Annotated in this window: 20 protein-coding genes and 1 riboswitch; of the genes, 6 read left to right on the plus strand and 14 right to left on the minus strand. The window is 40.7% G+C overall.

Annotated features, from left to right (window positions below):
* Positions 1-952: 952 nt before the first annotated feature.
* The 4 genes from JOC94_RS02955 to JOC94_RS02970 all read right to left on the minus strand — a co-directional run bounded on the left by JOC94_RS02955 (position 953) and on the right by JOC94_RS02970 (position 4,959).
* On the minus strand, positions 953-1,729 hold the full coding sequence (locus JOC94_RS02955) for an ABC transporter (RefSeq protein ID WP_077113292.1): 777 nt from the start codon (positions 1,727-1,729) through the stop codon (positions 953-955).
* The gene (locus tag JOC94_RS02960) at positions 1,704-2,690 is read right to left on the minus strand and encodes an ABC transporter ATP-binding protein (RefSeq protein WP_077113291.1); all 987 of its coding nucleotides are present in this window, start codon (positions 2,688-2,690) and stop codon (positions 1,704-1,706) included. Before JOC94_RS02960 ends, JOC94_RS02955 begins: the two co-directional genes overlap by 26 nt.
* A gap of 221 nt (positions 2,691-2,911) precedes the next feature.
* The gene (locus tag JOC94_RS02965) at positions 2,912-3,865 is read right to left on the minus strand and encodes an LpxL/LpxP family acyltransferase (protein WP_205178556.1); all 954 of its coding nucleotides are present in this window, start codon (positions 3,863-3,865) and stop codon (positions 2,912-2,914) included.
* A 2-nt stretch (positions 3,866-3,867) separates the two neighbouring features.
* On the minus strand, positions 3,868-4,959 hold the full coding sequence (locus JOC94_RS02970; protein ID WP_205178558.1) for a HesA/MoeB/ThiF family protein: 1,092 nt from the start codon (positions 4,957-4,959) through the stop codon (positions 3,868-3,870).
* A 350-nt stretch (positions 4,960-5,309) separates the two neighbouring features.
* Here JOC94_RS02970 and JOC94_RS02975 point away from each other — a divergent pair, with 350 nt between their 5' ends.
* Both JOC94_RS02975 and JOC94_RS02980 read left to right on the plus strand, forming a co-directional pair.
* Complete coding sequence (locus JOC94_RS02975) at positions 5,310-7,826, plus strand: ABC transporter permease (protein WP_205178560.1); 2,517 nt, start codon at positions 5,310-5,312, stop codon at positions 7,824-7,826.
* A 24-nt stretch (positions 7,827-7,850) separates the two neighbouring features.
* Entirely contained in the window at positions 7,851-8,525 is a 675-nt protein-coding gene (locus tag JOC94_RS02980; RefSeq protein WP_077113287.1) for an ABC transporter ATP-binding protein, read from the plus strand.
* Positions 8,526-8,978: 453 nt separating this feature from the next.
* On the opposite strand, the gene JOC94_RS02985 is transcribed toward JOC94_RS02980, so the two are convergent.
* Complete coding sequence (locus JOC94_RS02985; RefSeq protein WP_205178562.1) at positions 8,979-9,752, minus strand: metallophosphoesterase; 774 nt, start codon at positions 9,750-9,752, stop codon at positions 8,979-8,981.
* A gap of 388 nt (positions 9,753-10,140) precedes the next feature.
* On the opposite strand from JOC94_RS02985, the gene JOC94_RS02990 reads away from it, so the two are divergent.
* From JOC94_RS02990 to JOC94_RS03000, 3 genes are read left to right on the plus strand one after another with little or no spacing between them, the layout of a single operon-like run.
* Positions 10,141-10,362 carry a spore coat associated protein CotJA gene (locus JOC94_RS02990; protein WP_205178564.1) on the plus strand — a complete coding sequence of 74 codons (222 nt, stop codon included), beginning with the start codon at positions 10,141-10,143 and terminating at the stop codon, positions 10,360-10,362.
* A 3-nt stretch (positions 10,363-10,365) separates the two neighbouring features.
* The gene (locus JOC94_RS02995) at positions 10,366-10,623 is read left to right on the plus strand and encodes a spore coat protein CotJB (protein WP_205178566.1); all 258 of its coding nucleotides are present in this window, start codon (positions 10,366-10,368) and stop codon (positions 10,621-10,623) included.
* Positions 10,624-10,674: 51 nt separating this feature from the next.
* Entirely contained in the window at positions 10,675-11,244 is a 570-nt protein-coding gene (locus JOC94_RS03000; protein ID WP_077113283.1) for a manganese catalase family protein, read from the plus strand.
* Between the two features lie 60 nt (positions 11,245-11,304).
* Here JOC94_RS03000 and JOC94_RS03005 read toward each other — a convergent pair whose 3' ends face one another.
* The 4 genes from JOC94_RS03005 to JOC94_RS03020 all read right to left on the minus strand — a co-directional run bounded on the left by JOC94_RS03005 (position 11,305) and on the right by JOC94_RS03020 (position 13,414).
* The gene (locus JOC94_RS03005) at positions 11,305-11,448 is read right to left on the minus strand and encodes a hypothetical protein (protein WP_205178701.1); all 144 of its coding nucleotides are present in this window, start codon (positions 11,446-11,448) and stop codon (positions 11,305-11,307) included.
* 182 nt (positions 11,449-11,630) lie between these two features.
* A complete protein-coding gene (locus JOC94_RS03010; RefSeq protein ID WP_236016955.1) occupies positions 11,631-12,092 on the minus strand; it encodes a DUF2663 family protein in 462 nt (153 codons plus the stop codon).
* 67 nt (positions 12,093-12,159) lie between these two features.
* On the minus strand, positions 12,160-12,816 hold the full coding sequence (locus JOC94_RS03015) for a LysM peptidoglycan-binding domain-containing protein (protein WP_205178575.1): 657 nt from the start codon (positions 12,814-12,816) through the stop codon (positions 12,160-12,162).
* A complete protein-coding gene (locus JOC94_RS03020; protein WP_077113281.1) occupies positions 12,800-13,414 on the minus strand; it encodes a CPBP family intramembrane glutamic endopeptidase in 615 nt (204 codons plus the stop codon). Before JOC94_RS03020 ends, JOC94_RS03015 begins: the two co-directional genes overlap by 17 nt.
* Before the next feature lie 255 nt (positions 13,415-13,669).
* Here JOC94_RS03020 and JOC94_RS03025 point away from each other — a divergent pair, with 255 nt between their 5' ends.
* Positions 13,670-13,918 carry a ferredoxin gene (locus JOC94_RS03025; RefSeq protein WP_077113280.1) on the plus strand — a complete coding sequence of 83 codons (249 nt, stop codon included), beginning with the start codon at positions 13,670-13,672 and terminating at the stop codon, positions 13,916-13,918.
* A gap of 125 nt (positions 13,919-14,043) precedes the next feature.
* On the opposite strand, the gene JOC94_RS03030 is transcribed toward JOC94_RS03025, so the two are convergent.
* The 5 genes from JOC94_RS03030 to resB all read right to left on the minus strand — a co-directional run bounded on the left by JOC94_RS03030 (position 14,044) and on the right by resB (position 20,460).
* Positions 14,044-14,625, minus strand: a complete 582-nt coding sequence (locus tag JOC94_RS03030) for an ECF transporter S component (protein WP_328799766.1) — start codon at positions 14,623-14,625, stop codon at positions 14,044-14,046.
* 150 nt (positions 14,626-14,775) lie between these two features.
* A riboswitch (FMN riboswitch) is annotated at positions 14,776-14,913 on the minus strand.
* Between the two features lie 124 nt (positions 14,914-15,037).
* Positions 15,038-16,813: an ATP-binding protein gene (locus JOC94_RS03035; RefSeq protein ID WP_205178593.1), complete on the minus strand. Its 1,776-nt coding sequence runs from the start codon at positions 16,811-16,813 to the stop codon at positions 15,038-15,040.
* Positions 16,810-17,526 (minus strand): response regulator transcription factor, encoded by a 717-nt coding sequence (locus JOC94_RS03040; RefSeq protein WP_077113277.1) that lies wholly within the window; start codon positions 17,524-17,526, stop codon positions 16,810-16,812. Before JOC94_RS03040 ends, JOC94_RS03035 begins: the two co-directional genes overlap by 4 nt.
* A 98-nt stretch (positions 17,527-17,624) precedes the next feature.
* Entirely contained in the window at positions 17,625-18,806 is a 1,182-nt protein-coding gene (gene ccsB, locus JOC94_RS03045; RefSeq protein WP_077113512.1) for a c-type cytochrome biogenesis protein CcsB, read from the minus strand.
* Entirely contained in the window at positions 18,787-20,460 is a 1,674-nt protein-coding gene (resB, locus tag JOC94_RS03050; RefSeq protein WP_077113276.1) for a cytochrome c biogenesis protein ResB, read from the minus strand. The genes ccsB and resB overlap by 20 nt, the downstream gene beginning before the upstream one ends.
* Positions 20,461-20,463: the final 3 nt, after the last annotated feature.

Raw genomic sequence — 20,463 nt, forward strand, 5'->3', positions numbered from 1 at the left:
GTAGTGCGTCGCATCCATGTGGATGAGAGGCGCGCAACGTTTTTACGCATCCATAACACGGATCAGGTCAATACTAAACGGTCGGACTAAATACGGGAAAGGAAAACCGGGAAAGGACAAGACTGACCAAAAACCGACTGCTGAAAATGCAACGGGAATGGAAGAAACTTGAAACGGGTGAAGAATGGTTTCTAAAAAATGGAGCGAACCCAAAAGAAAGCGTTTTAGACTGCTTCAAGAAAAAGTTTGCGTTTCACGAGGAAGAACGCTTTCCACTCGGGCTGTTTGTTCTATGGCGTGGGATTGGCGTGTTTTATCATTGCCACCCGTTCAACATGTGGTTTGATTTCGGCTCTATAAGGCATAATGCTTGCCGCGCCTAATGGCGCTTGTTCCTGTTTAATAACTGCCTATGCCGACTAAAGAGAGTGTTTATTACGATGCCTCGTCTTCGATGATCTCTGCTTCCTCTTGCTGCTGGATATACCTTCGCTATTGATCCCTGCTGCGCAACTGACATTATTCTCGCGGAATAGATCTGGGCTGCCGCTTCCTTTTTCATTTAGAATACGATCAAGCACCATGAGGGCACTTTTTCATTTGAGGAATTTCATAAATGCTGACCCACTATTGTCGTATATCTTCACTACATGAACGTTTTCCGTCACTCACACTTGCTTTGATCAATTCACTTTTTTGTGTTGGCATAGCTCCTCAAGTAGGTCCGTACTTTTTTTCGTATCTCATTGAAAAGCTTACCGACAGTATTTGAAATGAATATGATGATGTTCATTACAGTACAATCGAAGTGTGTGATAATCGATTTATACTCATGGCTATCGTCCTCTTTTGCTTGAGAATTGGTTTCGCCAGCCAAATCTCAAGCAAGGACGATTTTTCAATCCTTCCTGCTTTTGCAAGTTTTGTTCTCATTAGCATAGGCTGGAGCTTTTTAATAATGAGCCAGTAAGCCCTTTTTCATCGCGAAACGTTCACAACCAAGAAAAACAAAAAGACCCAGACCAAAATATACAATTGTGTTAATCCCTAAAAACAGATAGTCACCCCAAGTAAAATCAAACAAACCAGCATTATAAATCATTACATGCCGGATAAGATCAACCCCTTTTACGAAGGGAGCAAATTTGAGATAAGGAGCGACCGATAAGGGAACAAAGGTCAAACCCATCAAAATAAATTGAAAAATTTGCAGGAAGGCATGGATCTGTTTCACAATAACAGAAAGACCGGCAATCATGAACCCGACCCCAAACATGCTTAGCAATGTAAGAAATAAGATCGGCAGGATGGTTATTACATCCAAGTTTAACCATTGTCTTGCGGTCGCCATTGAAAGAAAGAGCAATCCAGAGATAATGACAAAGTAGAGTATTGACAGGGATACTAAGCGGGTAACCATGATTCGCCACATTCCCATAGGGGACATGGCGAGCTGTTCCAACGTCCCGCGCATCGCCTCGTTCGTGATTTCATAACCAATATTTTGCATAACCATGATTCCTAGAAACCAAATAACATAGTTGACGATCACGTGTTGTGTCGTAATCTCTTGTATCGTTGCTTCACCAAAAAACTGAATGCCCAGAAACATTCCTAAAAAGACGATGTAGAAGGTAAACGCTAACGCAATCGTATTGGGCAAATAACGTTTTAATTCGAGATATTCTTTTATTAAATTTGCTTTAAATAGATTGAGCCAGCGTTTCATGTGTTTTTTCCCCTTTTATCAGCTTAATAAAGACTTGTTCAAAATGGAGCATCCCGCGATCAATGGATTCAATCACAACTCCTTCATGTCTCAACATATCAAACAGTTCATAAATCTGTTCACTAACAGAGAAGCTAATCTCTAATACCGAATGGTGAGAAGCCGGCAAATAATTGAACATTGGAAATTTATTCTTTAATTTGCTCAATTGGTGCTCATTTAAATGTCCTTCCAACGAAATGGAATAAGCACGGGCGTCAAACAAGCGCAGCAAATTACTAACCTGATCATCAGCTACGATTTCTCCGTCACTAATGATGATGACTCGCTCACATAAATCCTGAACGACTTCCATGTCGTGAGTGCTAATAATAATTGTGCGATTGTCAACCTGGGCAATACTTCTTAATAGTTCCCGAACCTCATGCCTTGTTCCTACATCTAAACCAAGAGTAGGCTCATCCAATAAAATAACATCACTGTCAGCAAGCATCGCTACTGCAATCGCCAGCTTTTGTTGCATTCCTCGAGATAAGCGATTAACGAGTTCGTTTTCTTTTTCCTCAAGACGAAATTTCCGCAACAAATCATCCACTCGCGAAGTAATCTTCTTTTGCGACACTCCTCTGTTACCAGCAAAATATTCCATGTTTTCCCTAACAGTTAAACGCCAGTACAAGTTTCGATTGCCTTCTAAAACAGCGCTAATATGACTTAGAGCTTTTAATCGGTGTTTTTTGTTATCGATGCCTTTGATAAAAACGGTGCCCGCATCCGGTATTAAGAGACCACACATCATTTTGATCGTTGTAGTTTTTCCGGCCCCGTTTGGCCCTAAAAGTCCAAGAACTTCTCCCGCTTTAACCGAGAAAGATATTCCATTTACTGCTTGAACCTGCTCTTTTGATTTTCGTTTCTTATATGCTTTTGTAATATTGTTAACCTCCACCACCAGTCCCACTTACTTCATCCTCTCCTTTATGTTTAAGTTACGCAAGAGACGAATCAAGAATCCATTTACATCTTCATCGTTCATATAAGAAATCGCAAACCTCCGAGAGTACTCGGTAAAGCTACCCCAATAAAGGGGAAGATGGTCGGTGAGATGGATTCGTTACGGTTGGTTGTACAGGTTGCGCCGGGAGTCAATCTGCTAAAATAAACAGAACCATAAATGAACTTTTATTTACTCATTTCTTTCTGCACAACCATTTCCTCTAAGAATGCCCACCCTCTCCACTGTAGAGGATTCTCTTTTATATGGTATTCCATTTTATTGAAAATCCGCTTGTTCACCTCAGCAACATCTTTTTTATGATGAATATAAATAGGTTCGTCGAATATGATTTCCACTTGATCACGCACGGCTTCAACTCTTACTAATATAATAGGTGATTTCGTGATTGCCGCAATGGAAGCCGATCCATCTGGCGCATAGATTTCGTTACCCAAGAACTGAAGAGTTTGCCTAGGTAAAATATCTGAACCATTCACTTCAAGCGGTAAAGCGACAAAAGAATTCCGTTTTAATGCTTTTAATGCCTTCACTAAAAATCCGCTTTCCGGAACGGTTGCTGTTTTAAAATTAGACCATAAGTTTTCGGGAAAATATGCTTTTATCATATCTACTGCCCATATTTCAGCATCTTTTTCCCCAAATAACTGGAAAATAGGGTAACCTAGTTTTACCAATAATGGAAATAACAACTGGAAAGGGCCCCAGTGCAGTTGGCCTAAAATAGCGCCATTCCCATCTATTAGAGCCTGATCTAAATACTCAATATTCCTAATTGTTACATGTTCTGAAATAAACCGGTCATCGTGGGACATGATCATAAAATAAGCAGGCCATAGGGAACTTGTAGACATCAAGTATTGGATGAACTCAACCAACTGATCCTTTGGGAACACATTCTCCATGTCGAAATGTTTAAGATTCTGATGAATGTGCTGTAAGTTGGACTCCCAAAATCCCGTCTCTCTTAATTTTTTTATCTCGTCTCTTCGGATACTTTCCATGACGTCAAACAAGTTTCCTGGTTCCATATTTCTCAAGCGCTTAAATAATTCATTTTTGTCGAGTAAATCCATCGGGTTAAAGAATCCTTCTACTAGATTTTGGGCTTTCTTATCCATCATCATCTCACCTTTTTTAGTTTTTGTGCATGAGAGCAAATCCCACAGTTTTTATTTCTTTCTATATCAAAGAGCTTAATATTCAATTTAATGAAATCAAATTCTCCTCTTTTGTTTTTCATGATCGGTTCGCTAATGTTTGTCAGGACTCGAATAGCTTCCCACGCATGTAGATTTGCCACAATTGAGGAGAGAGAGCCAATTGAACCAACTCGTCTGGAGGATTTAATCAATTTCCAATCCTTATAATCACTCTCTAAGCTTTCCACAATACACTCCCAACAAATTGTTTCCCCCGGAATGATAGTCGGTCCAATAAAACCCAAGTGCCCCAAATAACCACCAGAAACAATGTGTGGAATCTTTAAATCTTGTGCAGCCCGTGATACCCACTTCCCAGTTTCGGTTACGCTTGGTTCATCAATACAACTGATGACAATGTCACTACCATTTACGACACTATGTATGTCGGTGTCTTGATGACAAAATATATCAAATGTATCTACTTGTGCCTCTTGGTTCAACATTCGAATTTTATGTTTGACAACATCCACTTTTTTTCTTCCAATATCATTATATGTATACAAATTTTGCCTTGTTAAATTGCTTTCTTCGACAATATCCCCGTCTAAAATAACAAAGTGATTGATACCAGCCATTGCAAGTGTGGTAATGACCCAACTGCCAATTCCACCAAGTCCAATAATGACGGCTTTTTTACTAGATAATTCCTTCTGAATGATCTCTCCACCCCGTGACGAATCGTATTCGTTGAAAAAATCAATTTGTCTTTGATTTCTGTTATACGAGTCTATTTGTGTTAATTTTCCGGATACTTCAAAGACAATTCCGTCCTCTAGAAGAAGTTTAATTGCATTAGTTATATCGTTTTCCGTTATTTCTGGATTCACTAGTTTAACTTCATAGATAATTTCTTTCAGGCTTCTTTTTTCTTCCATGACTTTTAACAAGGACAAAAAACCAGGATCATAATCATAGATAAGTTGTTTTTGATTATGTACAAACAAAAAATGTATAAATTCCTCACCTTCTACATAGATTTCAAGTGATTCTTTTATACCATATGTTTTCAAACCTTCATGCCCCCTTTAAACAACATGAATAGTACCTATGGAGGAAAACCACCATAGGTACTATTTGAGTTTTCAAATCATGTGCAAGCGACACAGAAGCATGACTTCTCACGAATTACTTCACCTTTTTTTGTTACTTTCATTTCTCAACCCTCCTTTTCAAAGACGTTATGTACATGTACATATCTCACCGATAGAATAGTCCAACTATTTTAATAAGACAAGAGACTTAGGAACTATTTTTATATTTTTATTTTTCTTTTATTTTTATATATTGAATTAAAAAACATACTTTGTTACACTCAACATGATAAAAATACGCAAGATAAACTTCCAATGGAGGTCATAAATTGAGTATTATATTAAAACATGTGGTAAGAAATATAAGAGAGAAAAAATTCAGAACATTGATTTTACTATTGAGCATTTTTCTCTCAACGGCGGTTTTATTTGCAGGGCTTAGTTTGAATTCTGTCATTAACGAAACGTACTCTAAAATGTTGCAAGGCGTGTATGGAAACACAAACATTGTCTTGAAAAAAAATGGTGATGCTCCGTTTTATGCCCCGTCTGATATTATGCTTGATTCCGTTTCTATAGGTCAGCGGATTGATCAACTTTACATGAATGGAAAATGGAAATCCGCTGACAAAGATGTTCGAGTTTCACTATGTGGCATGAATGTTGAGCAAGCAAAAGATGCCGAGTTGGTTTCCCCCCTTCGTCAACTGGATGGATACGGTTCGGATGAAACGATGATTATGATCAGTCAAAAAACGGCATCCGATTATGGTTTGAACCTTGGGGACGCCATTGAAATTGAGCACAGTCTGGGTAACGAAACATTTACCATTGGAGCGATAAGTGAAACGAATGGCATATTTTACTCAGAGACAGGGCAGATACTTCTTGTTACATCGCTAGACGAACTGAATCGTATTTATGGCATGGATAAAGCGGTGAATCAAACATTGATTCAAGTCCCGAAGGACGAACTGGATAAAGCAATAAATACGCTGGCGGATCAAAACGTTCATTTTACCGTTCAACAAACAAACGCGGCCGATACACTCGTTCGCGATGAAGAAACGTTTCAAATCACGATGATGTTAGCCATTATCATCATCGTCCTCATCAGTGCCTATGTCATTTCAACGTTATCTAAACTCATTCTTGCCGAACGCATGCCCGTCATAGGTACGTTCCGCAGTATCGGATTTAGTAAGCGGATGATGAATCGCGTTATTTTATTGGAATTTTTCGTATATGGCTTGCTTGGCTCCACACTGGGAGTCGTGTTCGCCTATATCATACTCCCTTATACGGCATCTATTTTCAACGAATATAAAGAGTATGACGTTAAACTGGTGACAGACCTCCCATTGAGTCAGTTGACTATTGCATACTTGTTTGGGCTGCTTTTTCCGGTAGGCATTAATTTTTTACGTATTCATAAGGCCAATTCGACACCGCTCAAAGACTTAATCCTCAATACACAGCACGTATCACAACAGCATTCCAGAATCACGACAATGATTGGAATCAGTTTTTTAGGGGCCGCCTTTATTTTATATTATCTAAATAATACCGATCACTTGCTCATGGCCATCTTTTCGGTTTTATGTTTATTTATTTCAATTGTCTTATTAACTCCGCGTATGTTAAATGGACTATCCAACTTATTTCATCTTTTTGTAAAACAGACGAGAAGTGGAAATCTCATCCTTTCAACAAAAAATATTGCAAATAACAAGATCGTCTCTAATAATTCCAGTATGATCATCGTGGTTCTCTTACTATTGCTAATGGTGGGGATGGTCAGTTCCGGGATAGACCAATTTTTAACAAATTCATTTAAAAAAGACTTCGACGTGACCGTGAGAGGATCAGAAGGTGGTGAATTAGAACCTGGTCTGATAGAGAATGTAAAGGCCATGGACGAAGTGTCGCGCACATATTATGATCACGTCAGTCTGGCAGAGTATCAGGTGAATGGGAACCGCGAGACCTTTTCAGTCCATGGGGTAGATGATATTAGAGAATTTGATACATTTTATTCGGGAATTACGTTGCTCGGTGACGCCGAAACAAAAATGAAAGAAGTTCGGAATGGCATTATTATAGATGAATATCAACTCGATAAATACGACCTTAAAATCGGTGAAACAATTCTTTTGCAGCCTTTGGATGACAACTTTCAACCGTTGGCGGACGGTTTCATTGAAGTCGTAATTTCTGGTGCGATGGAAAGTTCAGCCTTTTCCCAAAACAGAAACACCGTTCTCATTCATCAAGAATATTTCGCTCAGCACTTTGACGGTTTCTTCAATCAATTGTCCGTGAAAATCAAAGATGAAGATAAAGCTGAAGATGTGAAGGAAGCGATTGCTGATCAATTTATGGATACTCCAATAACGGTTATGACGTTTGACGAAATGATCGCTTCGCAAAAGGCGACGATTGACACTTTGATAAATGGAATCAAAGTCATTATTGCTATGGGACTGGTGGTCGGACTACTAGGCATTTCTAATAATTTGCTGGTTTCGTTTTCCCAGAGAAAAAAACAATACGCCGTGCTTTATTCCGTCTGTATGAGCAGAATGCAAATCATACGCATGTTATTTTGGGAGATGTTTATCACTTTTATTGCTGTGGTCATGATTAGTCTTTTAGGGGGGCTTGCATTAAATAAATTGATGACAAAATTGTTATATGCGATTGGATTACGGATCGAATATCAGTTTACCTTTGAATTATTTGGAATTTTATGTGCGTTCGTATTTATTTTACTCATTCTTTCCACAATACCGGTTGCCCGACAAGTCTTTAAATTAAATATGATGAAGGAACTGCGGTATGAATAGAGAGCCGGATGAGAGGAAGTGCTTATGTTGGAACATATTGTTGAAACGGAAAATCTTTGTAAGATTTACAAGGTGGGCCAGGAAGACGTGCCCATTTTAAAAAATATTGACCTTTCTATTGCAAAGGGAGAATTCGTCTCGATCATGGGGCCTTCCGGTTGCGGAAAAAGTACATTGCTCTACTTACTTGGCGGCATTGACGAACCAACATCGGGCAGAGTCCTGATCGAACAACAAGACCTTCATCAACTAAGCGATCAAAAGAAAAGTTCGATACGTCGAAGCTTTATCGGATTTGTATTTCAGTTTTATAATTTAGTGCACAATCTAACCGTTGAGGAAAATATCATGCTACCTTTAATCATGGATGGAAAAAAAGCAGCTAACTATCAGCGCCAGCTGGATGAAACATTAGAAATTGTTGGATTAGCAGATAGAAAGAAATTCACCCCAAGGGAGTTGTCTGGAGGACAACAGCAGCGGGTGGCCATTGCTCGATCCTTGATCATCAATCCGAAGCTCATCCTGGCGGATGAACCGATTGGCAATTTAGATAGCAAGACGGGAACGAACATTATGGAGCTTTTCTATCGGATCAATAAGGAAAAAGGGGTTACCATTATTCAAGTCACACACTCGAATGAAGCAGCACAATATGGCGACAGAATCATCCGCATGAAGGACGGTACACTGGTCTAAAACTCACGATAATCAAACATTTTAGCGAATCGATTCCTACATATTTTGGCAGGTCGCCAATGAAGACTATAAGAGGAGCAGGTAACAAGTTGCCAGTAGAATGACGCTGGGGAAAAACCTGTAAAAATGAATAGGCCGCATGAAATCAAATGGGAAAACCTTGATTTCATGCGGTTTTTATTTTCACGATTCGTACTAATACCAGTTCGTTTATAACTGATGTCCCTGCTTCATGAGGTCACCTCGCCCGCCATGATATGCAACCCCCAAGATCGCCGTATCCGCTTCATCCCTCCGCCAACAAAGCGATGCGGTCTAGGTTGTGGAAAAACGGACACGTACACCCAATTTACAGGAGTATTGGCAAGCGGGCTTCCTCACGAGAAATAGTATAAATCATTGCAGACTACCATTTTCATTGACGAATTGTCGAAAAAGCACGCTTCATGACGATTAGTCATTTTCCTTATTTTTGATCGTAATCAGATGGGTTTCTGCCGGGGCGCCGAGCCTTAATGGCAATAGTGTTGTTCCATACCCGTTACTGATCAGTACCGTAGCGCTGGGGCAATGAAACGTTCTTCCTCGTTGGTAAGGCCCGAATCCAAAAATTCGAATTTGGCCGCCATGTGTATGCCCACTCAAAATAAGAGAAATATGATCGGACGGCCTGATATGCTTGAGGATGGAAGGTCTATGGGATAGCAAGATTTTAAAATGACGATCGTCCAAGGAATGTGAAATAGCCCTTGATAAAGGTTCGGACGGTTCATAATCATCAAGGCCGATCAATGCGATTGAACTTTCTCCCTTTTGAAGAAAAGCCGTTTCATTTTTTAAAACAGTGACGCCACATTCATCAAACAATTCATTCAGCTTTTTAGTATCAACCTCATAATCATTATTACCCCAAATGAAAAAGACTGGTGCCACCTGTTGCAGCATTTCAATATTTTTCCGCGTTCTTGCCAAAGGGACGCCTCTTTCCGTCAAATCCCCGCCGATGATGACAATCTCGGCTTTGCCTTTTATTTGTTGAATGATGCTCTCATGAATGAGCCTTTTATGAATGTCGGAAATGAAGAAAATCGTTAATTCTCCCCATTGTGTTGGAAAGTCGGGAAATGCGAGCACCTCTTCTTTCACTTCATTGCGAAAAGCCTCTTTTACCATAAATAACAGCAAAAACACGGCTAACAAAAAGATTAACAACATCACCAAAAACATGCGATCACCCTATTTATTCAAACGGATAGAAGTTCGCGGGCTCAGAACGCCTCAACAAGTACAGCGCCTGTACGCCCCGCATCCCTAACCCCGCTGATTGAAGTTTCACCTTACCCCGCATTAACTGGCAGTAAGCCCACCGCTTTAAGAAATCAAGATAAAACGTGATTGGCTAGTGGTGGGACAACTGCCTGTATATGCCCGATTGGTTCTACTAACAATCAGCGGATGAAAACCCCGCTGATTGAAGTTTCACCTTATCATATGGGTAACATCTTACCATACGAAGAGTAAAATATGCTTTAAATAAGAAAATTTTATTGTTTTAAAGAATGTTATCGGAACAACTACAATACAATGGAATGACCATAGGAAAAGGAGGAAGCCAATGTACACGCTTTACAAGACGTATAAACCATACGTCAGTCCTTTTGATCCGTGCCCGCCCATAACAGTAAAATCTTATTCCACCCCTCCAAATTTATATTTGGGATTTCAACCACCTAATTTACCTCAATTCCCTCCCAGGGAGGCGCTCAAAGCAGGAACATTGTGGAAAGTTTTTTACGATCCGTATTATAGCCCCTATGAAAGGGCGAGGGAGGACTGACCCATGAAACAGATGCCTCCTGAATATTACAGCCAATTGGAAGAAATACAAACGATCGACTTCGTTCTTGTGGAACTGACACTTTACCTAGATACACACCCAAACGACATGGACGCGATTCGCCAATATAATGAGTATATAAAATTAAGAAAGACCGCTGTGAAAAAGTTTGAAAAACAATTTGGCGCCTTATCGCACGGTTCCACTTACTCAAGGCACCCATGGGATTGGAAAGAGGCTCCATGGCCATGGCAAGTATAACTGCTTGCAATTCCAGGATGACTAAATAATGACAAGGAGGTTCTTCCACTCATGTGGGTTTATGAAAAAAAGCTGCAATATCCTGTAAGAGTAAGCACATGCAATCCGATGCTTGCGAAATTTTTAATTGAACAATATGGTGGAGCCGATGGAGAGCTGGCCGCTGCCCTTCGTTACTTGAATCAGCGATACTCGATCCCCGATTCTGTCATTGGGCTCTTGACGGACATTGGAACGGAAGAGTTTGCCCACCTGGAAATGATTGCCACGATGGTGTATAAACTGACAAAAGACGCTACACCCGAACAAATGAAAGCGGCCGGGCTGGGAGCCCATTATGCGGATCATGACAAGGCACTGTTTTATCACAATGCCGCTGGTAATCCTTGGACGGCCACATATATCCAGGCAAAAGGTGATCCCATTGCCGACCTGTATGAAGATATCGCGGCGGAAGAAAAAGCGCGAGCCACTTACCAATGGATTATTAACATGAGTGATGATCCTGATTTAAATGACGGCCTGCGCTTTTTAAGGGAGAGGGAAATTGTTCATTCACAACGCTTCCGCGAGGCAGTGGAAATACTAAAAGAAGAAAGGGGCAAGAAGAAATTCTTTTAAGCTTTTACCAAACACCCCGATATTTTCCGAAAATATCGGGGTGTTTGCCTGTTCTACAAATTATCCTTTCATGCCTTGAAGCCAATCATCATAACATTCATCACAAAGTACTTCTTCCCTGTCCATGTCACTTACTTGGAAAGTGACGAAATGCCATTCATTTTCCTTCATATGCTTCGTATAATAAAAACAATTTTCGGACACCGTTCATCCTCCCAATGCTGGAATATGTATTAGTGTACAAAGATTGAACGTGACTTATTCGGAAAGTTTGCCTGTTTTTTCAAAAGAAGAGGGGTTTCTAGTCGATCATTCGACTGGAAACCCCATGCTTGTGTAAAAACATACGATTCAATTTTCGAATTAAACGGCAGATCGTTTCGAAATTACTTACTTTCATGAAACAAGTTGATATCATATTGGCGTTTGATTTGTTCAAAAACCTGATAGCGATCGCCCCAGCTGTCTTCGTGCCATAAATCCTTGCTTTTATCAATAATTTCACAACGCAATTCTTGATATTCCTTTTCAGCCTTCTCTTTTCTCTCATAAAAAATTTTGACGGAACCGAACAATAATGCTCCAATGATGAATAGGTAAGCAAAATAGGCTGTCCCCATAATGGCCGAAACCGCTTCTATCGCCGATAGGTCATGAGGGATAATGAAATACTCGTAGCAAACATAACCTATCGCAAGACAATACAAACAAGCAATCGTTAAAAGAAAAAAATGAATGTTTTTGTAGCGGTCAAACTTGAGCTTTCTTTCAATTAAGTTCTGAATCATTTTTTTCGTCGCTTGGTCTGTTTGATCATCCAGTTTTTGAAAAATCATTTCCATAGTCATTGTTCCCTGCCTCCTCATAGACTTCTTCCTCAATCTATGATTCAACTTGGGCATCTATGATAAATCTTTATGGCTTAGGAATTTTTAACGTTTGGCCGACACTGATTTCATTGCTGGATAATCCGTTTGCCTGTTTGATTTTGTCAACACCTTGCTGGGATTTATAATAATTCATCGCTATTCTAAACAAGGTTTCTCCAGGTTGTACTTGATGATAAATGACACCATCCTGCCCCTGCTGAGCTTGTTCATTGTTGCTAGGTGTCGTTTCCTTTTTGGGTGTCTGCTTTATCGGCTCTTCCTTTTTAGGTTCCTCTTTAACCGGTACCTCTTTTTTCACCTCTTGTTTTGGCGGAGGCTCCTGTTCTTTGACCTCAGTTGATTCTTCCTTTTGCTGCGCAGTATTCTCTTTTTCTGCCTCTTGTTTCTGTTCTTTTTCACTTACCTCTTTTTCAGTATCTTTTGAGGATTTCGCTTCATCAGTCTCAAAAAGGACTTCTTCCCCGGAACTGGAGTTTACACGATCGGCATTTGACTTGTCGCTGCCGTTAATGATTGCCAATATCGCAACCGGAAGCAACAACAGCACCATCACCAGGATAAGCGGAACGGATATTTTCACCTTACGCTTTTTTTTATGTCTTGATCTGTGGTATTCCGTCCTTGAAGGCAGACTTTCTATTTTTGCACCCGATTCATTTCCCTTTTTATTCATACCCATCATTTAACCCCTTCTTATGTTGTTGATCAAACTTCTTTTTTATATATATTCCCAGCAAAAAATCGATTGTAAAGTGCATCGCCATGACAGCGAACAATTGATTTCCGGACCATTCATATACAATCCCGATCCAAAAACTCAATACAAGGACATTGACGATTAGATACCAATGTGTCCAATAACGTATATGTATCAAAGCAAATATAATGCTGGCGATGATAAGGCCAAACTTGGTTTGAAGAATTCCCCTAAACAATAATTCCTCTGAAACAGCGACAACGCCTGCAACAACAGCTATATTCCAGTAAGACATGCCGGAAAATAGTTTTGTATTGATACCGCCGTCATCATAATACTTGTCAGGTAAAAAATTCATGAGCAGGATATCAATGAGGACAACGGCTACCCCATTGACCGCACCAAGCACAATCCATTTTGCTTCAAACCGAAAAAAAAGGTCCGGATCCCAAAAGCTCTCCACTAAAAACGATCCAGAGATGACGGCCATCAACAATATAATCAGCTGTGTGATGTATAAGTCTAGCAAAAGTTCTTTCCTGGTCATTTTGCTGATGAGATCAGCCTGTTTTTTTATTTTCATGAAGTCCACTCTTTTAAATCATTTTTATATTTCACAATGATGAACTTTATAACATTCCCATTGCAACTATATTTTATCATGAATTCAATTTTTCGACTATGTTCCCCCTCCTTCGTCAACAATAAAAAAGATTCATGAAAATATTTTTTACTTCCCGGTTTATATTGTTGAAATGTCTAAGGAGGAGCATTAATATATATTCAGTAATGAAAATATTATGATTCACATATTCTGAATCATATGGAGGTTTTTTGTGTGGCAAAGTTTACGATTGTTGACCAGGATACTTGCATAGCGTGTGGAGCATGCGGAGCCGCTGCACCTGACATATATGACTATGATGATGATGGACTTGCTTACGTCGTCCTTGATCATAATCAAGGTACAGAGGAAGTGCCTGATATATTGGAGGATGACATGATGGACGCGTTTGAAGGTTGCCCAACCGATTCAATCAAAGTTGCCGATGAACCGTTTGATGGAGATGCCTTAAAGTTTGAATAAGCTTGCGTTCCTGCAAATCGCCGAGAGGCTGAGAGCCTACTTGGTCAATGCGGAGAATCATAACGAACAAAAGCTTGCAGATTCGCTCAACAAGTAGAAAAGCGCCGAAAACGGCGCTTTTTGGTTTATGCATTTTTGTAAACGGCCTGCTTTTCGATCCAATTTTTCATACGCGCATAAATCAATAAGAAAATAACTGTTACAATCAGTCCTTTGATGATATTAAACGGCAAGATCGCTGCCACGACCAATTGCCTTAGCGCAGAGGTGGACATCGGGTCCCATCCCAACAAAATGATGTAGGCAGGGAGTATCGCGACATAATTTAAAAAACTCATAAAAAGCGACATGAATAACGTTCCGACAATAAGTGAAACAGCAAGGCCCCATTTTTTATTAAGTCGTTTAAAAACATAGTAAGTCGGAAGAACAAAAACGATTCCCGCAATAAAGTTGGCAAAATTTCCAACAGGAATACCTGCTTCACTGCCGATCATGAGATAATCAATGATGTTTTTGATCAACTCGACCAAAACTGCCGCCAACGGGCCAAACATCAACCCGGCGATTAACGCGGGAATATCGCTGAAATCTACCGTCAAATATGCCGGAAACGGCGGAATTGGAAATTTGATGAGCATTAAAATGAATGATAGGCTGCTCAGCATTCCAATAGCTACAAATGATTTCGTATTCAATTTTCTCAAGATCCTCTCTCCTTTGAGATTCATCTCATTTCGAAGAAAGGTTTGCCGGCATCATCGCCAAATAAAAACCCCCAAAGAATCGACTTTGAGGGAGAATGATCGGCATGCGCAATAAACGTCCAAATTTTGCAATTTTGAAAGTACGGCAACCTTCATCTTCTCCCATCCAGACTGTACTGTCGGCTTTGGATTCACACCAAATCCTGCCCCTAAAGAGGCTCGCGGGCTTAGAAGCTCTAAGGCTTCATCACCGCCGGTCGGGAATTTCACCACGCCCCGAAGATGAATCATATATTGTTGTTAGGTGTCATTATACAATAAAAAATGATTTATGTGAAGTGAAATATTTAGATCGATGACCAATCATGTTACCCATGAAACAAGAATTAACGCCAAGCTTCAACACTATCTGTTATTTAGCAGTCGGCAGGAAAATCGTAAAGGTTGTCCCTTCATCAAGCTTGCTGGCCACCGTCATCATGCCATTATGGGCGTCGATGATATTTTTGGCAATGGCAAGCCCCAGGCCAGTTCCGGACTTTCCTCTTGTCCTTGCTTTATCTGCCTTATAAAATCTTTCAAACACAAAAGGCAGGTCCTCTTCGGGAATACCGGTTCCATCATCCTCCACTGTGATCATAATACCATTGTCGACAGTTGTCTGGCTGACCTGTATATTCCCCCCTTCATGCGTATGCCTAATGGCATTATCAATCAGATTGGTCAACACTTGTTCAATACGATCAGAATCAAGTGAAAAATATACGTTATCTTCTACACTGCTTTTGAGTTCAATGTTGTTCTCCCGCGCAATGGCCTGAAATTTGGATGTGATTCTTTGCACAAATTTGCCTACATCCACTTTTTCATAATGAAGCGCTGTATGGCCCGCTTCCATTCTGGCTAAATCGAGCAATTCATTAACAAGCCTGCCGATTCTGAGCGATTCGTCATAGATGATTTTAATAATTTCCCGCTTTTCTTCTTCTGATCCAGCAATATCATCAATAATGGCTTCACTGTATCCTTGGAGCATGGCGATCGGCGTCCGGAGTTCATGGGAAACATTGGCCACGAAATCAATGCGTAACTTGTCAAGGCGCCGCTCTTCTGTCATGTCCCTGATAACGGCTACCGCGCCCCGGACGTTTTTCTGGTCATGGGTATAGAGCGGACTTACAATCACGACATAATATCTCCCCTGAATAGAAAGTTCCCCGGTTTGCTCCGCCTCATCGGCAATCGCTTTCTCAAGCAAAGCAGCCAATTCAGAAGGCATAGGGTGTTCCGAATCCATTTCATCGTAAGGCCATAGATGCAGAAATCGCTCTGCCGGAGGATTTGTAATTAAAATCGTACCGTCGCGGCTGAATGTCATAACGCCGTCCGCCATACTGCTTAATATGCTCGTAAGCTGTTCTTTCTCCTGGCGAAGTACGTTCATATTAAACTTCAGCCGTTTCCCCATCTGATTAAAAGCATTGGCCAGTTCTCCGATTTCATCATGAGTCAAAAAGGGAACACGTGTATCAAAGTATCCTTTTGAAAGCTCAAAGGCAGCCTCTCTCATTTTTCTGAGAGGTGCAGTAATGCGTGTTGATAAGAAGAAAGCAAATACAGTCGTCAACACGATCGCGATTCCGGCCGCAAGCAAAATCAAATTTGCTGTTTGTTTTGTCGTTTCCTTTAACACACCGAGAGACTGATAGATAAAAATGGCTCCACTTTCACCTTCATTCAGACTGAAAGGCACCCCGGCAATGATATAGTTTTTAAATCGTCCGCCAGTTTCTTCCATCTCCGACAAGGATATTTCCTTTTCAATGACCGCTTTGTTGGTAAAAACTTTTTTTAGATCTGCATCGTTTAAAAAGACGCTCGGCGGTATTTTATTGTCTTTCCCAATGTTTGGTGAGTATAAAAACTCGTCCTTGTTGTAGGCAATGGCCACACCCACGGGATCATCGACAATCTCGAACACAATTTCTTCACCGAGACCGTCATCACGATGGGATTCGATAATACTCGACATCTTCTTGGCGGTGTCCGATAAATCTTGTTCAATTTCATTCACATAATATTTTTCAAAAAATTGGATCAGCAATATCGTCAAAATAATCAACACAAAGGAAACCAGCAGCAGGATGGTCATCCAAAGCTTGCCAACAACGCTATGCCAAAGCCTCATTCATTGCCTGCCTCAAATTTGTATCCTACTCCCCAAACAGTTACAATCATTCCTGCTGCTTTTTCGGATACGCGGTTTAATTTTTCCCGCAACCTTTTGATATGGGTATCAACAGTTCTTAAATCGCCAAAAAACTCATATTGCCAAACTTCTTTCAGCAAATGCTCTCGATCAAACACTTTATCCGGAGATTTGGCCAGGAAGTGAAGAAGCTCATACTCCTTGGGAGTCAAATTCACTTCTTTTCCATCAGCTGTCACCCGGTGGGCATCATGGTCAATAGATAAATGTGGGTAAACAATAATATCCCGCGCAGTCGGATCGGTGTGCAAATAGCTTGTTTGCGAAGATCTTCTTAATACAGCTTTGACACGCAGGACCACTTCCCTTGGACTGAAAGGCTTGACAATATAATCGTCTGCTCCCACTTCAAATCCCTGGACCCTATTTGCTTCTTCTCCTTTCGCCGTAAGCATGATGACTGGTGTTGCCTTTTCTTCCCGCAATTCTTTACATACTTCAATGCCATCTTTTTTCGGCATCATTAAATCGAGTAGAATGCAATCGTAATCCTTGCTAAGCGCCTTTTCCAGCGCTTCTTCACCATCGGCTGCCTCTTCGATCACATAATTTTCGCGCTCTAGATACATTTTCAGCAGCCTTCTAATCCGATCTTCATCATCAACAACTAATATACTTACTTCCCGTTCCATCCTAATCCCTCCAAACTTCATAGTCCTATTCCTATTGTATTCGAAAAAGACCCGCACTAAAAGCGCGGGGGTCTTTCATGATAAATATTGCGCCGGAACTATGCATAAGAGTGCAAACCGGCAATAATCAAGTTAACAAACACGAGATTGAAAATGATAATGGCTACTCCCACAACGGCAAGCCAGGCTGAACGTTCGCCGTGCCATCCCCTTGATAAGCGTAAGTGAAGGAAAACAGCATAAAATAAGAACGTAATAAGCGCCCAAACTTCTTTCGGGTCCCACCCCCAAAATCTGGTCCAGGCAATCTGGGCCCAGATCATGGCAAATATTAAACCGCCAAGGGTAAAAACCGGAAAACCGATCAATACAGAGCGGTAGCCGATTTCATCAAGGAGATCCAAATTCACCCTGCGAACAAGAGGTTTCAAGAGCATGCTGATTCGTTTCCGAAAGATTAAGCGTACAAGCAAATACAATATGGTTCCCGTTATGACAGTCCATAATATAGTATTTAATTTTTTCGCATTGACGAGTGCCGGCATTTCCACTAAAGGATTGAAGCGTCCCTCAGTGAGCAGTTCTCCTTCATGCGGGCCAACAAGTGCGGGAAGTTGGTAGGACAACTCTTTTTCCTGATCATTTTTGTCCACCCAGGCAAAATCTGCTTTATAGTCGGCCAAGGAAAAGGCTGATGAAGTGATTATAAAGGCAATCGTTGCCACAAGGCAGTACATAATCACTTCCAGCCAAAAAGACCTTTTGTCTTTCACCGTAGGATCAACCGCTTTTAATAAATAAATGAGCCCTGCAACGAAGCTGACAGCTAAAATAGCCTGTCCTGCCGCTACAGTCGTAACATGAATATGAAGCCAATCACTTTTTAGCGATGGAATGAGCGGACTGATTTCCCTTGGAAACATGCTGGCAAATGCGATTAGTATCATCGCAACAGGCAAAGCGAATAATCCAAGCACATTTAGGCGATAGATAAAATAAAGAAGAATGAAAGCCCCAACGAGCATCATGCCAAAAAAGGTTGTGAATTCAAACATATTACTGACAGGAGCATGTCCCGCCGCAATCCAGCGGGTAACAAAATAACCGAGCTGTGTAATAAAACCGATGATGGTTGCTACAATCCCCAGCTTGGACCAGCGATTTACACCTTTTTCCTTTTCTCTCCCTCTCTTATCACGGATTGCACCACTAAAAAGAAATGTCCCGACAAGATAAAGAATAAAGGAAGTGTATAATAAACTACTGCTTAGTTCTGCCAGATTCTGCATCATGATTCCTACTTTCTTTACCGTTTTTTTCCTTTTGAGACTGATCAATTGGTTCAGGAATACTTGTGCCTTCAACCATTCCGGTAATTTCACGTCTCAGACTGTGCCAATTTTTATTTGTATGGCCGGCTATAAGAAGTTGGCCTTGCTTGTGCTGCAGCCAAATACGCCTGTGGTTCCAGTAGGAGCCTTGGATAACCCCGATCATAAAAATGGTTCCCCCGACGGCCAAAACCCACAGCGTTAAATCTTTTCGTACAGTAAGCCCTGTAGCATTTCTTGTTCCAATACCTTTGAACGCCATTTTATACTCTGTTTCTCCAAGCGGTTCCACAGTTTGTCTAATCGCTGTAAAACTCACTTCTCCGTCGGGTTTCTCGGGAGAAATCATGTTAAATAAAAAAGCTGGATTATTCGGGACAGGAGAATTCGTTTGCGGTTCGCCATTTTTCGCAAAACCGGAAAAATCCGGGTAATACCCCAGTAGCTCCACTTTATAACCATTTTTTAAGTCGTAACTTGTTTTCGGATCAAATAAATCAATGGTTACTTCTCCATGTTCCGTTTCTGTTTTTTTGTCAATTAAAGAAAAAGTCATCGTCTGAAATTCATCCTGTTTGAAATTGACTTGGTATACGGCAAAATTGTCGAATTTCAATGGTTCATTCACACGGATCTTGGCATCTTTCACTTTAATCAGTTTTTCTTCAGAACCGACCGCCTGTTCTTTGTCTCTTTTATAAAGAACAACATCGGATTGGAATTCTTTTACAACAGAACCGACTCGTTCAAGGGCTTCGCTATATACTTCTTTGTCCTTTTCCTTGTCATAAAACTCTACTGTATTTTTTTTACTTTCCAAAACGTATTCATTATTTGTTCCCGGAATCGTTTTTTTCTCCCCTTCACGCAGCCAGACCTCTTCGTCCACATACATGCCCGGAACGAATCGCAACATGCCGCCGATTAGGAATATAATCAATCCGATATGATTAACATAGGGACCCCAACGTGAGAATCTTCCTTTTTCGGCAAGGATACTTCCGTCTTGTTCCCTGATCTTGTATTTTTTCTGTTTTAACCGTTTTTTAAACGTTTCAATGTCTTCTGGCGACACATCTCCTTCATACCGCCTAAACAATCGCTGCCTTTTTAAAAAACCCTCATGTCGGTCAACCCGCTGGTTTTTTAAAGCCCGATGCAACGGGATAACCCGATCAAGGCTGCAAATGACGAGCGAGACGCCGATTGAGGCAATTAATAACAGGTACCACCAGGAACTGTATAAGTCATGGAAACCAAGATTATAATATATCGTCCCGAAGGCTCCATATTGGCTTGAATAGTATTCGGCAGGGTCGGCATTCGGCGGTATGTACATCACTTGCGGAAGGATTGTTCCAAGAGCGGAAGCGATTAGTGTAATGACAATCAGCCACACTCCCACCTTGACAGACGAAAAGAAGTTCCATATTTTGTCAACCAACGTTTTATTGTATGTTTGAGACCTTCTGGCACTGCCCTCATAACGCATATCATGCAGGTTTTCTTTTTTCGCTTCTTCGGTCAATGCCCGCCCGCAAGCTTCACAAAGGATTGTTCCTTGCGGATTGACGTGACCGCAAACACATTTCACATCATTCATAAA

Source organism: Siminovitchia thermophila, assembly GCF_016909185.1.
Taxonomy (GTDB): Bacteria; Bacillota; Bacilli; order Bacillales; family Bacillaceae_C; genus Siminovitchia; species Siminovitchia thermophila.

What these genes read in the sequence shown, in the direction of transcription:
- JOC94_RS02955 (WP_077113292.1), bottom strand. Translation starts at nt 1,729, where the DNA reads ATGAAACGCTGGCTCAATCTATTTAAAGCAAATTTAATAAAAGAATAT.
- JOC94_RS02965 (WP_205178556.1), bottom strand. Translation starts at nt 3,865, where the DNA reads ATGGATAAGAAAGCCCAAAATCTAGTAGAAGGATTCTTTAACCCGATG.
- JOC94_RS02980 (WP_077113287.1), top strand. Translation starts at nt 7,851, where the DNA reads ATGTTGGAACATATTGTTGAAACGGAAAATCTTTGTAAGATTTACAAG.
- JOC94_RS02985 (WP_205178562.1), bottom strand. Translation starts at nt 9,752, where the DNA reads ATGTTTTTGGTGATGTTGTTAATCTTTTTGTTAGCCGTGTTTTTGCTG.
- JOC94_RS02990 (WP_205178564.1), top strand. Translation starts at nt 10,141, where the DNA reads ATGTACACGCTTTACAAGACGTATAAACCATACGTCAGTCCTTTTGAT.
- JOC94_RS02995 (WP_205178566.1), top strand. Translation starts at nt 10,366, where the DNA reads ATGAAACAGATGCCTCCTGAATATTACAGCCAATTGGAAGAAATACAA.
- JOC94_RS03000 (WP_077113283.1), top strand. Translation starts at nt 10,675, where the DNA reads ATGTGGGTTTATGAAAAAAAGCTGCAATATCCTGTAAGAGTAAGCACA.
- JOC94_RS03010 (WP_236016955.1), bottom strand. Translation starts at nt 12,092, where the DNA reads ATGACTATGGAAATGATTTTTCAAAAACTGGATGATCAAACAGACCAA.
- JOC94_RS03015 (WP_205178575.1), bottom strand. Translation starts at nt 12,816, where the DNA reads ATGATGGGTATGAATAAAAAGGGAAATGAATCGGGTGCAAAAATAGAA.
- JOC94_RS03020 (WP_077113281.1), bottom strand. Translation starts at nt 13,414, where the DNA reads ATGAAAATAAAAAAACAGGCTGATCTCATCAGCAAAATGACCAGGAAA.
- JOC94_RS03035 (WP_205178593.1), bottom strand. Translation starts at nt 16,813, where the DNA reads ATGAGGCTTTGGCATAGCGTTGTTGGCAAGCTTTGGATGACCATCCTG.
- JOC94_RS03040 (WP_077113277.1), bottom strand. Translation starts at nt 17,526, where the DNA reads ATGGAACGGGAAGTAAGTATATTAGTTGTTGATGATGAAGATCGGATT.
- resB (WP_077113276.1), bottom strand. Translation starts at nt 20,460, where the DNA reads ATGAATGATGTGAAATGTGTTTGCGGTCACGTCAATCCGCAAGGAACA.